The sequence below is a fragment of the Pseudomonas sp. 2835 genome, from assembly GCF_050435905.1.
In the GTDB taxonomy this organism is placed as follows: domain Bacteria; phylum Pseudomonadota; class Gammaproteobacteria; order Pseudomonadales; family Pseudomonadaceae; genus Aquipseudomonas.
In genome coordinates this window covers 229412-250196 of sequence record NZ_JBNDLE010000003.1, presented here as the reverse complement: position 1 = coordinate 250196, position 20785 = coordinate 229412, and the positions used below count along the sequence as shown (strand labels likewise).

The following is a 20785-nucleotide window of genomic DNA, read 5'->3' as shown; positions in this document are numbered from 1 at the left end:
GCGTGTCCTTGATCGCTTCTGACCACTTCCGCATCGTTGTCGGCCTCGGCAAGAGCGGCATGTCCCTGGTTCGCTTCCTGGCGAACCGGGGTATTGCCTTTGCGGTTGCCGACACCCGTGACAACCCGCCGGAACTGGACACCCTGCGCCGTGATTTTCCGCAGGTGGAAGTGCGCTGTGGCGAGCTGGACGTAGAGTTTCTCTGCCGTGCCGACGAGCTGTATGTCAGCCCCGGCCTGGCCCTGGCCACTCCGGCCCTGCAACAGGCTGCGGCCCGTGGCGTGAAGCTGTCGGGCGACATCGAACTGTTCGCCCGCAACGCCAAGGCGCCGATCATTGCCATCAGCGGTTCCAACGCGAAAAGCACTGTCACCACCCTGGTTGGCGAAATGGCCGCTGCGGCAGGCAAACGTGTGGCGGTTGGCGGCAATCTTGGTACTCCGGCGCTGGATTTGCTCAGCGACGACGTCGAGCTGTACGTGATGGAACTGTCGAGCTTCCAGCTGGAAACCACCGACCAGCTCAATGCCGAAGTGGCCACCGTGCTCAACGTCAGCGAAGACCACATGGACCGCTACAGCGGGCTTCCGGCCTATCACCTGGCCAAGCACCGGATCTTCCGTGGTGCGCGCCAGGTGGTGGTCAACCGCCAGGACGCGCTGAGCCGGCCTCTGTTGTCTGAAGGCCAGCCGGTATGGACCTTTGGTCTGAACACGCCCGACTTCAAGGCCTTTGGCCTGCGTGAAGAAAACGGCGAGAAATATCTGGCCTTTGAATTCCAGAACCTGATGCCGGTGCGCGAGCTGAAGATTCGCGGCGCGCACAATCAGTCCAACGCCCTGGCAGCCCTGGCTCTGGGCCACGCTGTCGGCCTGCCGATGGATGCCATGCTCTCCAGCCTGCGCACCTTCGCAGGCCTCGCCCACCGTTGCCAGTGGATTCGCGAGCGCAACGGCGTGAACTGGTACGACGATTCCAAGGCGACCAACGTCGGCGCTGCCCTGGCGGCGATCGAAGGCCTGGGCGCCGACATCGACGGCAAGCTGGTGCTGGTCGCCGGTGGTGATGGCAAAGGCGCCGACTTCAGCGCCCTGCGTGCACCGGTGGCGGCCAACTGCCGCGCCGTGGTGTTGCTGGGCCGTGATGCCGAGCGCCTGGCGCAAGCCCTGGGCGACAGCGTGCCGCTGATCCGGGTGAAAACCCTTGATGAAGCGGTGCAGCAATGCGCCGAACTGGCCCAGCCTGGCGATGCTGTGCTGTTGTCGCCGGCCTGCGCGAGCCTGGACATGTTCAAGAACTTCGAAGAGCGTGGGCGCCTGTTCGCCCAGGCCGCAGGAGGGCTGGCATGATCTTCGGCATCATCAAGCCTTATCCTTCACCGCTGATCAGCGGTCGCGGCATCGACCTCGATTTCGCCATGCTCGCCGGTTGCCTGGCGCTGCTCGGCCTCGGCCTGGTGATGATCACCTCGGCGTCCTCGGAAGTGGCCGCGGCGCAGTCGGGCAACCCGCTGTATCACATGTTCCGCCACCTGGTGTACGTGGCCATCGGCGTCTTTGCCTGCATCGTCACCATGATGGTGCCGATCGCCACCTGGCAGAAGATGGGCTTCACCATGCTGGTCGGCGCCTTCGGCCTGCTGGTACTGGTATTGGTGCCGGGCATCGGCCGCGAAGTGAACGGCTCGATGCGCTGGATCGGTTTCAGCTTCTTCAACGTCCAGCCCTCGGAAATCGCCAAGGTCTTCGTGGTCATTTACCTGGCCGGTTACCTGGTGCGTCGCCAGCAGGAAGTGCGCGAAAGCTGGATGGGCTTCTTCAAGCCGTTCATCGTGCTGCTGCCAATGGCCGGCCTGCTGCTGATGGAGCCGGACTTCGGTGCCACGGTAGTCATGATGGGCGCGGCGGCAGCGATGCTGTTCCTCGGTGGCGTCGGCCTGTTCCGCTTCAGTCTGATGGTGGTGCTGGCGGTGGCGGCGGTGTTCATCCTGGTCCAGGCCCAGCCCTACCGAATGGCACGTTTGATCACCTTTACCGACCCTTGGTCGGATCAGTTCGGCTCCGGCTACCAGCTGACCCAGGCGCTGATCGCCTTCGGTCGCGGCGAGTGGCTGGGTGTCGGCCTGGGCAACAGTGTGCAGAAGCAGTTCTACCTGCCCGAAGCGCACACCGACTTCGTCTTCTCGGTACTTGCCGAAGAACTGGGCGTGGTCGGCTCGCTGGTCACCGTGGCGCTGTTTGTGTTCGTCACCGTGCGCGCGCTGTACATCGGCCTGTGGGCTGAGAAAGCCAAGCAGTTCTTTGCCGCCTACATGGCCTTCGGCCTGGCCTTCCTGTGGATCGGCCAGTTCCTGATCAACATCGGCGTGAACGTCGGCCTGCTGCCGACCAAGGGCCTGACCCTGCCGTTCCTCAGCTACGGCGGTAGCTCCCTGGTGATCTGCTGTGCCTGCGTCGGCTTGCTGCTGCGGATCGAGTGGGAGAGCCGTACGCACCTGGGCAGTGAAGAACACGAATTCGATGAAAGCGATTTTGCCGAGGAGCCGAATCATGGCCGCTAACGGCAAGAACGTATTGATCATGGCCGGCGGCACCGGGGGCCACGTGTTCCCGGCGCTGGCCTGCGCCCGTGAATTCAAGGCACGCGGCTTCAGCGTGCACTGGCTGGGCACCCCCCGTGGTATCGAGAACGAGCTGGTGCCCCAGGCAGGCCTGCAATTGCACCTGATCCAGGTCACAGGCTTGCGTGGCAAGAGCAAGCTGTCGTTGCTCAAGGCGCCGTTCACCCTGGTCAAGGCCGTGCTGCAGGCGCGGCGGATCATCCGCCAGATCAAGCCGGTCTGCGTGGTCGGCTTCGGCGGTTACGTGACCGGCCCTGGTGGTGTTGCCGCCAGGCTCTGCGGCGTGCCGGTGGTGATTCACGAGCAGAACGCCCGCGCCGGTACCGCCAATCGGCTGCTGGTGCCCTTGGCTGGCCGAGTCTGCGAAGCTTTCCCCGACACCTTCGCGGCGTCGGACAAACTGCGCACCACCGGTAACCCGGTGCGCAGCGAACTGTTCATGGAAACCCTGCGCGAGCCCCTGGGCGCGCGCAGGCCTCGCTTGCTGGTACTCGGCGGAAGCTTGGGTGCCGAACCGCTGAACAAGCTGCTGCCCCAGGCCCTGGCCCAGGTGCCTCAGGAGATTCGTCCCGAGGTTTTCCACCAGGCTGGCAAGCAGCACGACCAGATTACCGCCGAGCGTTATCGTCAGGCGGGTGTCGAGGCTCAGGTAGAGCCGTTCATCAAGGACATGGCCCATGCCTATGGCTGGGCTGATCTGGTGGTCTGCCGCGCGGGTGCGCTGACTGTCAGCGAGCTGGCTGCGGCCGGCTTGCCCTCGATGCTGGTGCCCTTGCCCCATGCCATCGACGACCACCAGACCCACAACGCCCATTATCTGGCCCGGGAAGGTGCAGCCTTCCTGATGCCACAAGCGACAACTGGCGCAGCGCAACTCGCTGAACGCCTGAACGAGGTGCTGATGCAACCGGAAAAACTCACCACCATGGCCGCCACTGCCCGGCGCCTGGCCAAGCCCGCTGCCACCCGCACCGTGGTCGATATCTGTCTGGAGGTGGCCCATGGTTGAAAGTCAGAAAGCCATTCCACAACCGGAAATGCGCCGTATCCGTCGCATCCACTTCGTCGGTATCGGCGGCGTGGGCATGTGCGGTATTGCCGAAGTGCTGCTGAACCTGGGTTACCAGGTGTCGGGCTCCGACCTCAAGACCTCGCCGGTCACAGAGCGTCTGGAATCCTTCGGTGCGCAGATCTTCATCGGTCACCGTGCCGAGAACGCCGCCAGCGCCGATGTGCTGGTGGTCTCGAGCGCCATCAACACCGCCAACCCGGAAGTCGCCACCGCCCTTGAGCGGCGCATTCCGGTGGTGCCGCGGGCCGAGATGCTCGCCGAGCTGATGCGCTACCGCCACGGCATCGCCGTTGCCGGTACCCATGGCAAGACCACCACTACCAGCCTGCTGGCCTCGGTGTTCGCCGCCGGAGGCCTGGACCCGACCTTCGTCATCGGTGGCCGCCTCAATGCAGCCGGCACCAATGCGCAGCTCGGCACCAGCCGCTACCTGATCGCCGAAGCCGATGAAAGCGACGCCAGCTTCCTGCACCTGCAGCCGCTGGTGGCCGTGGTCACCAACATCGACGCCGACCATATGGCGACCTACGAAGGCGACTTCAACAAACTGAAGAAAACCTTCGTCGAGTTCCTCCACAACCTGCCGTTCTACGGGCTGGCGGTGATGTGCCTGGACGATCCGGTGGTGCGCGAGATCCTGCCGCAGGTCAAGCGGCCGGCGGTCACCTATGGCTTCAGCGAAGAAGCCGACGTGCGCGCGATCAATGTCCGCCAGTCGGGCATGCAGACCCACTTCACCGTACTGCGCCGCGATCGCGAGCCGCTGGATGTATCGGTCAACATGCCGGGCAACCACAACGTGCTCAATGCCCTGGCGACCATCGCCATTGCCACCGACGAGGGCATCAGCGATGAAGCCATCGTCCAGGGCCTTTCGGGGTTCCAGGGGGTAGGGCGGCGCTTCCAGGTCTACGGCGAACTGCCGGTAGAGGGCGGCAGCGTGATGCTGGTCGACGACTACGGCCACCACCCGACCGAAGTCGCGGCGGTGATCAAGGCCGTGCGCGGTGGCTGGCCTGAGCGGCGCCTGGTGATGGTGTACCAGCCGCACCGTTACAGCCGCACCCGCGACCTCTACGACGATTTCGTCCAGGTCCTGGCCGACGCCAACGTACTGCTGCTGATGGAAGTCTATCCGGCCGGCGAAGAGCCGATTCCCGGTGCCGACAGCCGTCAGCTGTGCCACAGCATCCGCCAGCGCGGCCAGCTCGACCCGATCTACATCGAGCGCGGCATCGAGCTGGCGCCGCTGGTCAAGCCGCTGCTGCGCGCCGGCGACATCCTGCTGTGCCAGGGCGCCGGTGACATCGGTGGCCTGGCCCCGCAATTACTCAAGAGTCCGTTGTTCGCTGGTGCTGTTGCCAGTCAGGGGAAGTCGAAATGACTGATAACACATACGCCACTTTGCACTCGACCCTCGATCCGAAAGCCTTCGGCCGCGTTGCCGTGCTTTACGGCGGCAAGAGCGCCGAGCGCGAGGTTTCGCTGAAATCCGGCGCTGCGGTCATCCAGGCGCTGACCAGCGCTGGTGTCGACGTGGTCGCCATTGACGTCGGTGACGATCTGCTGCAGCGCCTGCTGAGCGAGAAGATCGATCGCGCCTTCATCATCCTCCACGGCCGTGGCGGTGAAGACGGCAGCATGCAGGGCCTGCTGGAGTGCCTGGGCATCCCTTACACCGGCAGCGGCATCCTCGCGTCGGCGCTGGCCATGGACAAGCTGCGGACCAAACAGGTCTGGCACAGCCTGGGGATTCCGACCCCGCGTCACGCCGTGCTGAGCAGCGAAGCCGACTGTATTTCTGCAGGTGCGGAACTGGGCTTCCCTTTGATCGTCAAACCGGCCCATGAAGGTTCCAGTATCGGTATGGCGAAAGTGCACGGTGTCGACGAATTGATCGCCGCCTGGAAGGACGCCGCTACCTACGATTCGCAAGTGTTGGTCGAGCAATGGATTCACGGTCCGGAGTTCACCGTCGCGACCCTGCGTGGCCAGGTGTTGCCACCGATCGCCCTGGGCACCCCGCACACCTTCTACGACTACGACGCCAAGTACATTGCCAACGATACCCAGTACCGCATCCCGTGCGGCCTGGACGCGGCCAAGGAACAAGAGCTGATCGACCTGACTGCCCGTGCTTGCGACGCCATCGGCATCGCTGGCTGGGGCCGCCTGGACGTGATGCAGGACGAGCAGGGGCGTTTCTGGCTGCTCGAGGTCAACACCGCACCAGGCATGACTGATCACAGCCTGGTCCCGATGGCGGCACGCGCGGCCGGCCTGGACTTCCAGCAGTTGGTGCTGGCGATCCTGGCGGCAAGCGTCGAGGCGCGAGGTTAAGCCCATGCAAGGCGCGATGTTACGTCATCAGCAGCCCGCCCCCGGCCGTAACAAGCCGGTGCCGCGTGGTGCCAGCCGGATGGTGGCAAAGGAGCCACTGTCGGCGCGCCTGCCCAAGGCCAACTTCAGTGTGTTCAAACGCCTGCTGTGGCCGGTGTTGCTGGTCGTTGCCGGCTTTGGCGCCTACGAAGGTGCCCAGCGCCTGATGCCGTACGCCGACCGGCCGATCACCAAGATCGCCGTACAGGGCGACCTCAGCTACATCAGCCAGCAGGCGGTGCAGCAGCGGATCGCGCCATACGTGGCGGCTAGCTTCTTCACCGTCGACCTGGCAAGCATGCGTGCGGAACTGGAGCAGATGCCCTGGATCGCCCACGCCGAAGTGCGCAGGGTGTGGCCGGATGAAGTGGTGATCCGCCTGGAAGAACAGTTGCCAGTCGCGCGCTGGGGTGACGAAGCCTTGCTCAACAACCAGGGCCAGGCCTTTACCCCGCGCGAACTGGCCAACTACGAGCACCTGCCGCAGCTGTTCGGGCCGCAGCGGGCGCAGCAAAAAGTAATGCAGCAATATCAGGTCCTGAGCCAGATGTTGCGGCCGATGGGCTTTTCGATTGCCCGGCTGGAGTTGCGCGAGCGCGGCAGCTGGTTCCTGACCACCGGTGCCGGTAGCGCCGGGCCAGGTATCGAACTGCTGCTGGGACGCGATCATCTGGTGGAAAAGATGCGCCGCTTCATTGCCATTTACGACAAGACACTCAAAGAACAGATCACGAACATCGCCCGCATCGATCTGCGTTATGCCAATGGCCTGGCTGTTGGCTGGCGGGAACCGAATGCACCGACGACGGCCCAACCCGCCGTTGCGAAGAATTAGAGAGAGGCAGGACCCATGGCAAATGCGCATAGCGGCAAAATGATCGTCGGGCTGGATATCGGCACCTCCAAGGTTGTGGCACTGGTGGGCGAAGTCGCCGCCGACGGCACCCTGGAAATCGTCGGCATCGGCACCCACCCATCGCGCGGGCTGAAGAAGGGCGTGGTGGTCAATATCGAGTCCACCGTGCAGTCGATCCAGCGCGCGGTCGAAGAGGCCCAGCTGATGGCTGGCTGCCGGATTCACTCGGCGTTCGTCGGTGTTGCCGGCAATCACATCCGCAGCCTGAACTCCCACGGCATCGTCGCCATCCGCGACCGTGAAGTCAGCGCCGCCGACCTTGAGCGCGTGCTCGACGCCGCCCAGGCCGTGGCCATCCCTGCCGACCAGCGGGTCCTGCACACCCTGCCGCAGGACTACGTGATCGACAACCAGGAAGGCGTGCGCGAGCCGCTGGGCATGTCCGGCGTGCGTCTGGAAGCCAAGGTCCACGTGGTGACCTGCGCCGTCAATGCCGCGCAGAACATCGAAAAGTGCGTGCGCCGCTGCGGCCTGGAAATCGACGACATCATTCTTGAGCAACTGGCCTCGGCCTACTCGGTGCTGACCGATGACGAGAAAGAGCTGGGCGTGTGCCTGGTCGACATCGGTGGCGGTACCACCGATATCGCCATCTTCACCGAAGGTGCGATCCGTCACACCGCGGTGATCCCGATTGCCGGCGACCAGGTGACCAACGACATCGCCATGGCCCTGCGTACCCCGACCCAGTATGCCGAAGAGATCAAGATCCGTTACGCCTGCGCCCTGGCCAAGCTGGCCGGCGCCGGTGAAACCATCAAGGTGCCGAGCGTCGGCGACCGTCCGCCGCGCGAACTGTCGCGCCAGGCCCTGGCCGAAGTGGTCGAGCCGCGTTACGACGAGCTCTTCACCCTGATCCAGGCCGAACTGCGTCGCAGCGGTTACGAAGACCTGGTACCGGCGGGCATCGTCCTGACCGGCGGTACCTCGAAAATGGAAGGCGCGGTAGAACTTGCCGAGGAAATCTTCCACATGCCGGTACGCCTGGGCGTGCCGCACAGTGTTCGCGGCCTTAGCGATGTGGTGCGCAACCCGATTTATTCCACCGGTGTGGGCCTTCTGACCTACGGTCTGCAGAAGCAGTCCGACGGCTTGACCCTGACCGGTATCAGCAGCAGCAACAACGGCTATGGCGATGAACCGAAGGCTCCAGCGTTCGAACGCTTCAAACGCTGGGTCCAGGGCAACTTTTAAAGTTTCAAAGCAGTAGTAGTAGGCGCAAAAACTAGAGAACTGTAAGGAGAGGGAAAATGTTCGAGCTCGTAGACAACGTCCCGCAAAGTCCGGTCATCAAAGTGATCGGCGTCGGTGGCGGCGGTGGCAACGCCGTCAATCACATGGTCAAGAGCAACATCGAAGGCGTCGAATTCATCTGCGCCAACACCGATGCTCAAGCGCTGAAAAACATCGGCGCGCGCACCATCCTGCAACTGGGTACCGGTGTGACCAAGGGCCTGGGTGCTGGTGCCAATCCGGAAGTCGGCCGTCAGGCCGCGCTGGAAGACCGTGAGCGCATCGCCGAAGTGCTGCAAGGCACCAACATGGTGTTCATCACCACCGGCATGGGCGGCGGTACCGGTACCGGTGCGGCGCCAATCATCGCCGAAGTGGCCAAGGAGCTGGGCATCCTCACCGTTGCCGTGGTTACCCGGCCGTTCCCGTTCGAAGGCCGCAAGCGCATGCAGATTGCCGACGAGGGCATCCGTGCACTGGCTGACAGCGTCGACTCGCTGATCACCATTCCCAACGAGAAGCTGCTGACCATCCTCGGCAAGGACGCCAGCCTGCTGTCGGCATTTGCCAAGGCTGACGACGTACTGGCCGGTGCCGTTCGCGGTATCTCCGACATCATCAAGCGTCCGGGCATGATCAACGTCGACTTCGCCGACGTGCGTACCGTGATGAGCGAGATGGGCATGGCCATGATGGGTACCGGCTGCGCCAGCGGTCCTAACCGTGCACGTGAAGCGACCGAGGCAGCCATCCGCAACCCGCTGCTCGAAGACGTCAACCTGCAGGGCGCTCGCGGCATCCTGGTGAACATCACCGCAGGTCCTGACCTGTCGCTGGGTGAGTACTCGGACGTCGGTAGCATCATCGAAGCCTTCGCTTCCGATCACGCCATGGTCAAGGTCGGTACCGTTATCGATCCGGACATGCGCGACGAGCTGCACGTTACCGTGGTTGCCACTGGCCTGGGTGCGAAAATCGAGAAGCCGGTCAAGGTTATCGACAACACCATGCAGACCGCTGCGGCCCAAACCCCGGCACCGGCACCTGTACGCAACGAGTCGTCGGTGAACTACCGTGACCTGGAGCGTCCGACCGTGATGCGCAACCAGGCTCACGCCGGTGCTGCCGCTGCTGCAAAACTTAATCCGCAAGACGATCTGGACTACCTGGACATCCCGGCATTCCTGCGTCGTCAGGCCGATTAATGAAATTTATCAGGGGTATAAGGGTGATTGGTGTTCAGCAAAGGCCGGGTCTGGTATTATCCTCAGCCTTTGTTGATACCAGTTCGCAATTTGCGCTGAAGCGGCCAATGCCATGATTAAACAACGCACCCTGAAGAATATTATCCGTGCCACAGGTGTCGGCCTGCACTCCGGGGAAAAGGTTTACCTGACCCTCAAACCTGCACCTGTGGATACCGGCATCGTATTTCGCCGTGCCGACCTCGACCCCGTGGTGGAAATTCCCGCCCGCGCGGCCAACGTCGGCGAGACCACCATGTCGACGACACTGGTCAATGGCGATACCAAGGTAGACACGGTTGAGCACTTGCTCTCGGCCATGGCTGGCCTGGGCATCGATAACGCCTACGTCGAGCTCTCCGCGTCCGAAGTGCCGATCATGGACGGTAGCGCTGGGCCCTTTGTATTCCTGATTCAATCTGCCGGCCTGGAAGAACAGGACGCAGCCAAGAAGTTCATCCGCATCCTGCGCGAAGTGACAGTGGAAGACGGCGACAAGCGCGCTACTTTCCTGCCATTCGACGGGTTCAAGGTGAGTTTCGAGATCGATTTCGATCACCCGGTGTTTCACAACCGGACTCAAAGTGCCAGCGTGGACTTTTCCAGCACCTCGTTCGTGAAGGAAGTCAGCCGCGCCCGTACCTTCGGGTTCATGAGTGACATCGAGTACCTGCGCAAGAACAACCTCGCACTCGGTGGCAGTGTGGAAAACGCCATCGTGGTCGACAAGGACGGCGTGCTCAACGAAGACGGTCTTCGCTACGAAGACGAATTCGTCAAGCACAAGATCCTCGACGCCATCGGCGACCTCTACCTGCTGGGCAACAGCCTGATCGGCGAGTTCAAGGGCTACAAGTCCGGACACGCGCTGAACAACCAGCTGCTGCGCAAGCTGATCGAGGAAAAAGACGCTTGGGAAGTGGTGACTTTCGAAGATGCCAGCACGGCACCGATCTCTTACATGCGTCCGGTTGCGGCAGTGTAAGTACGAACACTCTCTTCTTTAGTTTTTTTGGGCCACCTTCGGGTGGCCTTTTTTATGCCTGGCTTTTTGCGGGGCGCAGTACCTGTGGGAGCCGGCCTTGCCGGCGATGGGCTGCATAGCAGCCTTATGGGCGGATTATCAGCCGTCCGCGCAATCCTTATCCCGCGCATGGCTGGCCAGCCGCTCCAGCGCCGCCCGCAGCTTCGGATCGCTGATGCCTTCAGCCGTCGCCTGAATGCTCTCGGCCGCCCGGCTCGACAGGTCGGCAGTGTGCCCGACCGCCCGGCTCTGGGTGGTCGGTGGCTGCACCTTGAACACAATCCGGGTCAGGCTGGCGAACGCCTCGAGGGTCTGCAACTGGCGTTGCAGGCGTTTTTGCTGGTAACGCAGGCGGGTGGCCCAGTGGCCGTCGGTGACGATCAACAGCAGCGTGCCCTCGCGCCAGGAGGCGAGGTGGCAATGTTCGCGGGCCGCCGGTTGCAGCTGGCTGTCGAGCAGCTTCTGCAGTTGCGCCAGGCGTTGGGCCTGGCTGAACAGGGCTTTGAGCGGCCGGGCTTCGCGCAGAAGGACAGCGGGAGCGCGGGCTGGCGAGGGGCGAAAAGCCATGAAGGGACACCTGAAGTTACAGAGCTGCCATCTTAGCAGATCGCCCGGGCCAGGCCTTGTTTGGGCTGCGAGGGTAAAACTTCATGTTGCAATGGGTTGAAGTTGGCGAAAAAGGCCTTACTTTAACCAAGCCCCGTCAAAGCGCTGTGCCAGCATCGTGGAAATCCGCCACTTTCCTCACCATCGTTTCCGGGTAGAATGCTCGTTCGCATGCGGCCATAAGGGCTGCACGGGCGACTCACGGGGCCGCCCTCCATCCCTACGTGTGGAAGATCCTGTCGATATGTTTGCGCCTTTGTTAAAAAAACTTTTTGGAAGCAAGAACGAGCGTGAAGTAAAACGCATGCTCAAGACGGTACAGATCGTCAATGCCTTCGAAGAGCAGATGTTGGCCCTCTCGGATGAGCAGCTGCGCGCCAAGACCGCAGAGTTCAAAGAGCGCCTGGCCAAAGGCGAGACCCTCGACCAGCTGTTGCCTGAAGCCTTTGCGGTCGCCCGTGAAGCGGGCAAGCGGGTCATGGGCATGCGTCACTTCGATGTACAGCTGATCGGCGGCATGACCTTGCACGAAGGCATGATCGCAGAAATGCGTACCGGTGAAGGCAAGACCTTGGTCGCAACCCTGGGCGTGTACCTCAATGCCCTGTCGGGTAAAGGCGTGCACGTGGTCACGGTGAACGACTACCTGGCCCGCCGCGACGCCAACTGGATGCGTCCACTGTACGAATTCCTCGGCCTGACCGTCGGTGTCGTCACACCGTTCCAGCCGCCGGAAGAGAAGCGCATCGCCTATGCTGCCGACATCACCTACGGCACCAACAACGAATTCGGTTTCGACTACCTGCGCGACAACATGGCCTTCAGCATGGAAGAGAAATTCCAGCGCGAGCTGAATTTCGCCGTGATCGACGAAGTCGACTCCATCCTCATCGACGAAGCCCGTACCCCGCTGATCATCTCCGGCCAGGCCGAAGACAGCTCCAAGCTGTATATCGAGATCAACAAGCTGATCCCGCGCCTCAAGCAGCACATCGAGGAAGTCGAGGGCCAGGTTACCCAGGAAGGCCACTACAGCATCGACGAGAAGAGCCGTCAGGTTGAACTCAACGAGGCCGGTCACCAGTTCATCGAAGAGATGCTCACCCAGGTCGGCCTGCTGGCCGAGGGCGAGAGCCTCTACTCGGCGCACAACCTGGGCCTGCTGACCCACGTCTACGCCGGCCTGCGCGCGCACAAGCTGTTCCATCGCAACATCGAGTACATCGTCCAGGAAGGCCAGATCCTGCTGATCGACGAACACACCGGCCGTACCATGCCGGGTCGCCGTCTGTCCGAAGGCCTGCACCAGGCAATTGAAGCGAAAGAGAACCTGAACATCCAGGCCGAGAGCCAGACCCTGGCCTCGACCACCTTCCAGAACTACTTCCGCCTGTACAACAAGCTGTCCGGCATGACCGGTACCGCTGACACCGAAGCGTTCGAGTTCCAGTCGATCTACGGCCTCAACGTCATGGTGATCCCGCCGAACAAGCCGTTGGCCCGTAAGGACTTCAACGACCTGGTCTACCTGACCGCCGACGAGAAGTACCAGGCGATCATCGCCGACATCAAGGAAAGCATGACCCAGGGCCGTCCGGTTCTGGTGGGTACGGCGACCATCGAAACCTCCGAGCACATGTCCAACCTGCTGCAGAAGGAAGGCATCGATCACAAGGTTCTCAACGCCAAGTACCACGAAAAAGAAGCCGAGATCATTGCCCAGGCCGGTCGTCCGGGCGCACTGACCATCGCCACCAACATGGCCGGTCGCGGTACCGACATCCTCCTGGGCGGTAACTGGGAAGTCGAAGTCGCCGCCATGGACAACCCGACTCCAGAGCAGGTCGCGCAGATCAAGGCCGACTGGCAGAAGCGTCACCAGCAGGTGATCGAGTCCGGTGGCCTGCATGTGATCGCTTCCGAGCGTCACGAGTCGCGCCGTATCGACAACCAGCTGCGTGGCCGTTCCGGCCGTCAGGGCGACCCGGGCTCGAGCCGCTTCTACCTGTCGCTGGAAGACAGCCTGATGCGTATCTTCGCCTCTGACCGGGTGAAGAACTTCATGAAGGCGCTGGGCATGCAGTCTGGCGAGGCCATCGAGCACCGCATGGTCACCAACGCCATCGAAAAAGCCCAGCGCAAGGTCGAAGGCCGCAACTTCGACATTCGCAAGCAACTGCTCGAATTCGACGACGTCGCCAACGAACAGCGTAAAGTTATCTACCACATGCGTAACAGCCTGCTGGCAGCTGACAACATTGGCGACACCATCGCCGACTTCCGTCAGGAAGTGCTCGACGCCACCGTTGCCCAGCACATCCCGCCGCAATCGCTGCCCGAGCAGTGGGACGTGGCCGGCCTGGAAGCGGCCCTGGCCAGCGATTTTGGGGTCAAGCTGCCGATCCAGCAATGGCTCGACGAAGACGACCACCTGTACGAAGAAACCCTGCGTGCCAAGCTCCTGACCGAGCTGCTGGCGGCCTACAACGAGAAGGAAGAGCAGGCCAGCGCCGAAGCCCTGCGCACCTTCGAGAAGCAGATCCTGCTGCGTGTGCTCGACGACCTGTGGAAAGACCACCTGTCGACCATGGACCATCTGCGCCACGGTATCCACCTGCGCGGCTATGCGCAGAAGAACCCGAAGCAGGAGTACAAGCGCGAGTCCTTCAACCTGTTCCAGGAACTGCTCGATTCGATCAAGCGCGACACCATCCGCGTGCTCTCGCACGTTCAGGTTCGCCGTGAAGACCCGGTCGAGGAAGAAGCCCGTCTGCGCCGCGAAGCCGAAGAACTGGCCGCGCGCATGCAGTTCCAGCACGCCGAGGCCCCGGGCCTGGACGCTGAACCGCAGGAAGAGGGTGCTGACGTTGCCGTGGCCGCCGCGCCGGTGCGCAACGAGCAGAAGCTGGGCCGCAACGAGCCATGCTGGTGCGGTTCGGGCAAGAAGTTCAAGCAGTGCCACGGCAAGATCGACTGATCACCCCGTCGTTGCACCCCGCTGACAACTGAACACCGCGCCGCGACTGGTCTTGACCGTCGCGGCGTTGTTCCATCTCAAGCGCCGGTAATCTCTAACCGGTGCATTTTTTCTAGGAGCGCTTTCATGGCTGTTGGTCTTGGTCCTTTGCCAACGTTGCACCCGGTTCCAGGTTTCGAACTCGGCATTGCCTCTGCGGGCATCAAGCGCCCCGGGCGCAAGGACGTGGTGGTGATGCGCTGCGCCGAAGGCTCCAGCGTCGCCGGCGTGTTCACCCTGAACGCCTTCTGCGCAGCGCCGGTGATCCTCGCCAAGCAGCGCGTGCAGGGCACCGTGCGCTACCTGCTGACCAACACCGGTAACGCCAACGCCGGCACCGGCGCGCCGGGCCTGGCTGCGGCCGAACGTACCTGCGCCAAGCTGGCCGAGCTGACTGGCGTCGATGCCAGTGCCGTGCTGCCATTCTCCACCGGCGTGATCGGCGAGCCGCTGCCGGTCGAGAAGATCGAAGGCGCCCTGCAGGCAGCCCTGGATGACCTTTCGGAAAACAACTGGGCCGCTGCCGCTACCGGCATCATGACCACCGACACCCTGCCAAAAGGCGCCAGCCGCCAGTTCCAGCATGACGGCGTGACCATCACCGTCACTGGCATCAGCAAGGGCGCGGGCATGATTCGCCCGAACATGGCGACCATGCTCGGTTATATCGCTACCGACGCCAAGGTGGCCCCGGCGGTGCTCAAGGACCTGATTCTCGACGGCGCCAACAAGTCGTTCAACCGCATCACCATCGACGGTGACACTTCGACCAACGACTGCTGCATGCTGATTGCCACTGGCAAGGCTGACGTCGCCGAAGTCAGCGAAGCCAGCGGCCCGCTGTTCGAAGCGCTGAAAAAGGCGGTCTTTGAAGTGTGCATGGAAGTGGCCCAGGCCATCGTCCGTGACGGCGAGGGCGCAACCAAGTTCGTGACGGTTGAAGTCAATGGCGGCGGCAACCACCAGGAATGCCTGGACGTCGGTTACGCCGTAGCCCACTCGCCGCTGATCAAGACCGCTCTGTTCGCCTCCGATCCGAACTGGGGGCGCATCCTTGCTGCTGTCGGCCGTGCCGGTGTGCCGGACCTGGACGTCAGACTGATCGACGTCTACCTGGGTGACGTCTGCATCGCCAGCCAGGGTGGCCGCAGCGCCAGCTACACCGAAGCCCAGGGCTCGGCAGTCATGGCCCGTGAAGAGATCACCATCCGTATCGAGCTGGGCCGTGGCCAGTGCAGCGAAACCATCTGGACCACCGACCTGTCCCACGAGTACGTGAAAATCAACGCCGAATACCGTACCTAACCTCATCGCGGGTCAAGCCCGCTCCCACAAAGCCACTGTGGGAGCGGGCTTGAGCCGCGAAAAGCCCCTGATGGAGCCGAACCATGAGCTACCACCTGATCATCGGCGACAAGCTGTACTCCTCCTGGTCGCTGCGCGCCGCCCTGGCCCTTGAGCTGGCCGGTGCTTCCTACGATGAAACCCTGATCAAACTCAACCAGGCCGACACCCGCCAGCGCCTGCTCGAGCATTCGCCCACCGCCAAGGTGCCGCTGCTCAAGAGCGAGCACGGGGTGATCGCCGACTCCCTGGCGATCGCCGAGTACCTGGCCGAGCGTCATCCTCAAGCCAACCTCTGGCCCACCGACGTCGGCGCCCGTGCCCAGGCCCGTTCGGCCTGCGCGCAGATGCACAGCGGCTTTTTCGCCCTGCGCGGCAATATGCCGTTCGATCTGTCCCGAGATGCAGCGCTGGAAAGCGTGCCGCTGGACGTGCAGGTCGACATCGACCGCATCGTCGCGCTGTGGTCCGAATGCCGCCTGGCAGCCAAAGAGGCAGGTCCGTACCTGTTCGGCAGCCCGAGCCTGGCCGATGCCTTCTTTGCCCCGATTGCTGTGCGCCTGCGCACCTACCGGGTTGAAGTGCCGGCAGAAGCGGCGGCCTATATCGAGACCATCTACCAGTGGCCAGCCTTCCAGGCCTGGCAACAAGCTGGCCTGGCGGAGCGTGAAGGGTGAAACGTGTGCATGTAGCCGCCGCGGTCATCCGCGGCACCGACGGACGCATCCTGATTGCCCGCCGCGCTGACAGCCAGCACCAGGGCGGCCTGTGGGAATTTCCCGGTGGCAAGGTCGAAGACGGCGAAGCAGTCGAGGTGGCCCTCGGTCGTGAGCTGCAGGAGGAGTTGGGCATTGTCGTCACTTCTGCGCGGCCGCTGATCAAGGTCAAGCACGATTACCCCGACAAACAGGTGCTGCTGGATGTCTGGGAAGTTAACGGCTTTAGCGGCGAACCCCATGGCGCCGAAGGCCAGCCGCTGGCCTGGGTGACTGTGCGGGAGTTGCCGGACTATGACTTCCCTGAAGCCAACCAGCCAATCGTTGCCGCCGCGCGTTTACCGGGGCAATACCTGATTACGCCGGAAGGCCTGGAGGTCCCGCAAATGCTGCGTGGCATTCAGAAGGCCATTGCTGGCGGGATCAAGCTGGTGCAACTGCGCGCGCCGAACATGTACGACCCCAAGTACCGCGACGTGGCGGTGGATGCGGTCGGACTGTGTGCGGGCAAGGCGCAGTTGATGCTCAAGGGGCCGCTGGAATGGCTGGGCGACTTCCCGTCGGCCGGTTGGCACCTGACCTCCGAGCAACTGCGCAAGTACGCCAGCAAAGGTCGGCCATTCCCCAGGGAGCGCTGGTTGGCGGCGTCTTGTCATAACGCTGACGAACTGGCGTTGGCCGAGCAGATGGGCGTGGACTTCGTCACCCTGTCGCCAGTGCAGGCGACCCAGACCCATCCGGATGCCGTGCCATTGGGCTGGGAGCAGGCGCAGCAGTTGATCGAAGGCTTCAGCAAGCCGGTGTATCTGCTTGGTGGCGTCGGCGCTGCCGAGCAGGAAAAGGCCTGGCAGCATGGCGCTCAGGGTGTGGCAGGGATCCGCGCGTTCTGGCCTGAGGTCTGAAAAAAGGGCTGCGTTGCAGCCCATCGCTGGCAAGGCCAGCTCCCACAGATGTATACAGTTCGTGTGGGAGCGGGCTTGACCCGCGATGAGGCCGTCAAGGCTTGGCCGCTGCCTGCCACAACACCTCGGCCACCCCCTGACGCCGCGCTATCAAGCGCGCCGCGACAAACAGCAAATCCGACAACCGATTGATATACGCCAGGCCCACCCCGGCCAACGGCTCGACACTGTTCAAATGCTGGCAGCGCCGCTCGGCACTGCGGGCCAGGCTGCGGCACACGTGGGCCTGGGCAATCAGCGCCGAACCACTGGGCAGGATGAAGTTTTCCAACGGCCCCAGTTCTTCGTTCCAGCGGTCGATCGCCGCCTCCAGGCGTTCCACTTCTGCGTTGTTGAGCGCCTGGTAAGCAGGCATTGCCAGTTCCCCGCCCAGATCGAACAGCCGGTGCTGACACGGCGCCAACACTTCACTGAGCTCATCCAGCCCCTGTTCAGCCAACCCGGCCAGCAACAGGCCCAGTTGGCTGTTGAGGCTATCGACCTCGCCAATCGCTTCGATCCGCGGGTGGTCCTTGGGCACGCGGCGGCCATCGCCCAGGCCGGTTTCACCTTTGTCGCCGGTGCGGGTGTAGATCTTCGACAAACGAAAACCCATGCTCAAGACTCCGTTTTCAGGGGGGCAAGTGGCAGGCGCAAGGTGAAGCAGGTGCCCTGGCCCGGTGCCGATTGCACTTCCATCTGCCCCTTGTGATTGTTGGTGATGATGAAATACGACACCGACAGGCCCAGGCCCGTGCCCTGGCCGATTTCCTTGGTGGTGAAGAACGGCTCGAAGGTGCGTTTACGCACGGCTTCGGGCATGCCAATGCCGTTGTCTTCAACCTGGATCTCCGCCCACGGCGGGTTGAGCCGGGTGCGCAGGGTAATACGCCCGGGTTCGCTGTCGTCCTGGCGCAGGTGAATGGCCTGGGCGGCGTTTTTCAGCAGGTTGAGCAGCACCTGTTCCAGTTCGTTGGCGGTGCACGGCACCGGGCCGAGGTTGGGGTCGAACTGGCGGACGATGGCCTGGCCCTTGAAGTCGAAACCGATCGCCAGGTCGAAGTCGTTGCCGGCAATTTCCACCGCCTGGTCGATCAGCGCCGGCAGGTCGCAAGGCGCCAGCTGGCGGTTGCTGCGCCGGCTGAAGCTGAGCATGTGGGTGACGATTTTTGCCGCGCGGGCACCGGCCTGCTGGATGCCGTCGAGCAACTGCGGCACTTCGCGGCTTTCCAGGTAGCGGTTGACGGTGGGCAGGTCGATGCCGATTTCGTCGGCCTGCTCGAGGTTCTTGGCAAGGTCAGGCGACAGCCGCCGGCGAATGTTCTGCACGTTGTGCAGGATGGCGCCCAATGGGTTGTTGATCTCGTGGGCCATGCCGGCTGCCAGGCCGCCGACCGAAAGCATCTTCTCCGACTGCACCATCATTTCTTCCAGCGACAGGCGCTGGGTGATGTCATCGATGCGGATCACTACGCCACGGCCACCACCGCCCATCAGCGGATAGAAGGTCAGGGCGTAGTGACGGGCGTCGTCGTCCTTGGTCCAGGTCACCCGCTCGATCTTCGCCACCCGGTGTTTTTCGACGCTCTCCTTGAGCTGCGGCAGGAACGGCTTGAGCGGTTCGAAGGCGAGGAATATCGGCTGGTTCAGCGCTTCGTCCAGGGGCGTGCCGGAAAGCGCGCTGGCTTCCTGGTTCCACTGGGTGACGTAGAGCTGTTCGTCGAGGGCGATCAGCGCCGAGGGCATGGAGTCGATGATGCTGTTGAGATAATTCTGAAAGCCGGTGAGTTTTTTCTCGATCTTGCTGCGGACCTGGACTTCCAGCTCAAGCTTGCGGTTGGTGTGGCGGGTTTCTTCGGCCAGGCCCTGAGCCTGGTCGTAGGCGTCCTGGAACTCGTCGCGGGTACGCTTGAGCTGCTGCTCGCGGGCTTCGATGCGCGAGAGCATGGTGTTGAAAGCGTCGGCCAGGCTGCCGATTTCATCATCGTTGCCGCGTTTAGCGCGCAGGGCGTAGTTTTCTTCGCGGGTGACCTGGCGCGAGAGTTCTTCGAGCTGGTAGATCGGCTGGGTGATCAGACGCTTGATCTGCCGGGCAATGATCATCCATAGCAGGATGCTGAACACCAGGATACCCAGGCTCGCGGTCAGGGTGCCGGTGTAGAAGGCCATCGGCAGTTCGCTGCTGGCCACCAGCAGCAGATGGCCGGGCGGGCCGCCCGCGCGCGTCAGGCTCACCAGTTGCGTGCTGCGAAATTCGGTCAGGCGCCAGTTGTCGATGTTGCGATAACGCTTGGGCAGCGGCAGCGCTTCGCCATGCTGCAACTGCGCGAGCATCTTGCCGTCACTGCCGTACAGGGCGGCGGCGCGTAGCGGGGTGTAGGTGTCGAGTTCCTTGAGCAGGGCCTTGGCGGCCTCCGGCGAATCGCTGGCCTGTTGCGCCAGTTGCGGATTGGACACCAGCCGACCGATGGTCTGCAGGGCCTGCGGGGCCATGCTCTCCTGGGAAATCCAGTAGGCGGCGCTGATAAAGGTCAGGTTGGCCACCAGCAGGATGGTGATCAGCAGCACTAGCAGGGCGGCCAGCAACTTCTGGCCAACCGGCAGGTTCTCCAGGCGTTCGCGCAAGGTCATGTGAAAGGCGTATTCCTGGTCGTCAAGTGATAGGGCAGGGTAGCGCCGTGCTCAGTCGCTGGGCAATCGGCGCGTGTTCAGGTGTTCGACCAGGCGCCGGTACAGCCGTTCCAGGTGCGGCAGCTGCCGGCCGTGGCGGCTGGCGGTGCGGCAGGCATGGCCGAGCAGGTAGTGGATTTCGGTGCGCCGGCCGTGGCGAACATCCTGGTACATGGAAGAGTAGTTGGCCGCCGTGGCGTGGATCACCCGTTCCACTTCTTCGACCAGGCCCTCGGCCGCCTCGGGTTGGCCGCAGTACTGCAGCAGTTCGGCAAGTTCGGCGCAGAGGGTGGCGACTTCGCAGTGGTGCGCCTGCAGGCCGCCATTGCGGCAGTCATGCAGCACGGTCAGCGGGTTGATCGCACAGTTGAGCGCCAGCTTGCGCCACAGGCGGGTGAGGATGTCCGGAGTCCACTGGTGGGGAATGCCGGCGTCGCTCAGGTCGTCGAGCCAGTCCGGGGCGCCGGGGTTGGCTGGATCGCCAAGCCAGTTGAAGCCGTGACCGGCGAAATTAACCTGCCAGTCCTGCTCGCGGAACGCGCCTTCGGTGCTGGAGGCGCAGACACAGCGGGCGTGAGGCACGCGGTTGGCTACCGCTTCCTGGCTACCCAGACCGTTTTGCAGCAGGATCAGCTCGGCATCCCTGGCCAGGCGCGGCGCCAGTTGCGCCACCGCCTGTTCGGCGTCGTAGGCTTTGCAGGCTACCAGCAAGCGGTGGATCGGCGTGTTGTCGTCGGCCAGTTGCGCCGGGATCGCCTGCAGTTGCGCCTGACCCTGTTCGACCAGGGTCAGGCCGCCTGCGGCCTCATAGGCCTGCAGCCGCGCCTTGTCGCGCAGGATCAGCCGGACCGGTTTGCCGGCGCGGGCCAGCCGGCAGGCCCAGAGGCTGCCCAGACTGCCGGCGCCGAGAATATGCCAGGTGCTGCTCATCAGCGTTTCGCAACCGTTATAATGATCCGGTATTTTAACCGTCAAACCCTGCGCGCTCCATCGCGCTCTTTCAG

At 63.1% G+C, this 20785-nt stretch carries 17 protein-coding genes; 13 read left to right on the top strand and 4 right to left on the bottom strand.

Features of this window, described 5'->3' with window-relative positions:
- Positions 1 to 2: 2 nt before the first annotated feature.
- From murD to lpxC, 9 genes are all read left to right on the top strand, one after another.
- Positions 3 to 1349, top strand: coding sequence for a UDP-N-acetylmuramoyl-L-alanine--D-glutamate ligase (gene murD, locus ABIE20_RS05300; protein ID WP_429503395.1), 1347 nt, complete (start codon positions 3 to 5; stop codon positions 1347 to 1349).
- Positions 1346 to 2560, top strand: a complete 1215-nt coding sequence (ftsW, locus tag ABIE20_RS05295) for a putative lipid II flippase FtsW (RefSeq protein WP_045197333.1) — start codon at positions 1346 to 1348, stop codon at positions 2558 to 2560. The genes murD and ftsW overlap by 4 nt, the downstream gene beginning before the upstream one ends.
- Positions 2550 to 3629, top strand: coding sequence for an undecaprenyldiphospho-muramoylpentapeptide beta-N-acetylglucosaminyltransferase (gene murG, locus ABIE20_RS05290; protein WP_429503393.1), 1080 nt, complete (start codon positions 2550 to 2552; stop codon positions 3627 to 3629). The genes ftsW and murG overlap by 11 nt, the downstream gene beginning before the upstream one ends.
- The gene (gene murC, locus ABIE20_RS05285) at positions 3622 to 5076 is read left to right on the top strand and encodes a UDP-N-acetylmuramate--L-alanine ligase (protein WP_429503391.1); all 1455 of its coding nucleotides are present in this window, start codon (positions 3622 to 3624) and stop codon (positions 5074 to 5076) included. Before murG ends, murC begins: the two co-directional genes overlap by 8 nt.
- Entirely contained in the window at positions 5073 to 6032 is a 960-nt protein-coding gene (locus ABIE20_RS05280) for a D-alanine--D-alanine ligase (protein ID WP_429503389.1), read from the top strand. Before murC ends, ABIE20_RS05280 begins: the two co-directional genes overlap by 4 nt.
- A gap of 4 nt (positions 6033 to 6036) precedes the next feature.
- Positions 6037 to 6906, top strand: coding sequence for a cell division protein FtsQ/DivIB (locus ABIE20_RS05275; protein WP_038998876.1), 870 nt, complete (start codon positions 6037 to 6039; stop codon positions 6904 to 6906).
- A 15-nt stretch (positions 6907 to 6921) separates the two neighbouring features.
- Positions 6922 to 8181, top strand: coding sequence for a cell division protein FtsA (gene ftsA, locus ABIE20_RS05270; RefSeq protein ID WP_010220793.1), 1260 nt, complete (start codon positions 6922 to 6924; stop codon positions 8179 to 8181).
- Between the two features lie 56 nt (positions 8182 to 8237).
- Positions 8238 to 9425: a cell division protein FtsZ gene (gene ftsZ / locus ABIE20_RS05265; protein ID WP_045197340.1), complete on the top strand. Its 1188-nt coding sequence runs from the start codon at positions 8238 to 8240 to the stop codon at positions 9423 to 9425.
- A 112-nt stretch (positions 9426 to 9537) separates the two neighbouring features.
- A complete protein-coding gene (lpxC, locus tag ABIE20_RS05260; protein WP_115085438.1) occupies positions 9538 to 10449 on the top strand; it encodes a UDP-3-O-acyl-N-acetylglucosamine deacetylase in 912 nt (303 codons plus the stop codon).
- Between the two features lie 138 nt (positions 10450 to 10587).
- Here the strand turns inward: lpxC and ABIE20_RS05255 are convergent, their stop codons facing one another.
- On the bottom strand, positions 10588 to 11055 hold the full coding sequence (locus ABIE20_RS05255; RefSeq protein ID WP_429503386.1) for a DUF721 domain-containing protein: 468 nt from the start codon (positions 11053 to 11055) through the stop codon (positions 10588 to 10590).
- A 283-nt stretch (positions 11056 to 11338) separates the two neighbouring features.
- Here ABIE20_RS05255 and secA point away from each other — a divergent pair, with 283 nt between their 5' ends.
- From secA to ABIE20_RS05235, 4 genes are all read left to right on the top strand, one after another.
- Complete coding sequence (gene secA, locus ABIE20_RS05250; RefSeq protein ID WP_429503384.1) at positions 11339 to 14071, top strand: preprotein translocase subunit SecA; 2733 nt, start codon at positions 11339 to 11341, stop codon at positions 14069 to 14071.
- Between the two features lie 126 nt (positions 14072 to 14197).
- Positions 14198 to 15415: a bifunctional glutamate N-acetyltransferase/amino-acid acetyltransferase ArgJ gene (argJ, locus tag ABIE20_RS05245; RefSeq protein ID WP_429503382.1), complete on the top strand. Its 1218-nt coding sequence runs from the start codon at positions 14198 to 14200 to the stop codon at positions 15413 to 15415.
- Positions 15416 to 15498: 83 nt separating this feature from the next.
- Positions 15499 to 16131, top strand: coding sequence for a glutathione S-transferase (locus tag ABIE20_RS05240; RefSeq protein WP_429503380.1), 633 nt, complete (start codon positions 15499 to 15501; stop codon positions 16129 to 16131).
- The gene (locus ABIE20_RS05235; RefSeq protein WP_429503378.1) at positions 16128 to 17072 is read left to right on the top strand and encodes a Nudix family hydrolase; all 945 of its coding nucleotides are present in this window, start codon (positions 16128 to 16130) and stop codon (positions 17070 to 17072) included. The genes ABIE20_RS05240 and ABIE20_RS05235 overlap by 4 nt, the downstream gene beginning before the upstream one ends.
- A gap of 94 nt (positions 17073 to 17166) precedes the next feature.
- Here the strand turns inward: ABIE20_RS05235 and ABIE20_RS05230 are convergent, their stop codons facing one another.
- Genes ABIE20_RS05230 through ABIE20_RS05220 form a run of 3 tightly spaced genes read right to left on the bottom strand, consistent with a single transcriptional unit; the run spans position 17167 to position 20711 of the window.
- The gene (locus tag ABIE20_RS05230; protein ID WP_429503376.1) at positions 17167 to 17727 is read right to left on the bottom strand and encodes a cob(I)yrinic acid a,c-diamide adenosyltransferase; all 561 of its coding nucleotides are present in this window, start codon (positions 17725 to 17727) and stop codon (positions 17167 to 17169) included.
- A 2-nt stretch (positions 17728 to 17729) separates the two neighbouring features.
- A complete protein-coding gene (locus ABIE20_RS05225) occupies positions 17730 to 19742 on the bottom strand; it encodes a sensor histidine kinase (protein WP_429503374.1) in 2013 nt (670 codons plus the stop codon).
- Between the two features lie 51 nt (positions 19743 to 19793).
- The gene (locus ABIE20_RS05220) at positions 19794 to 20711 is read right to left on the bottom strand and encodes a putative 2-dehydropantoate 2-reductase (protein ID WP_429503373.1); all 918 of its coding nucleotides are present in this window, start codon (positions 20709 to 20711) and stop codon (positions 19794 to 19796) included.
- Positions 20712 to 20785: the final 74 nt, after the last annotated feature.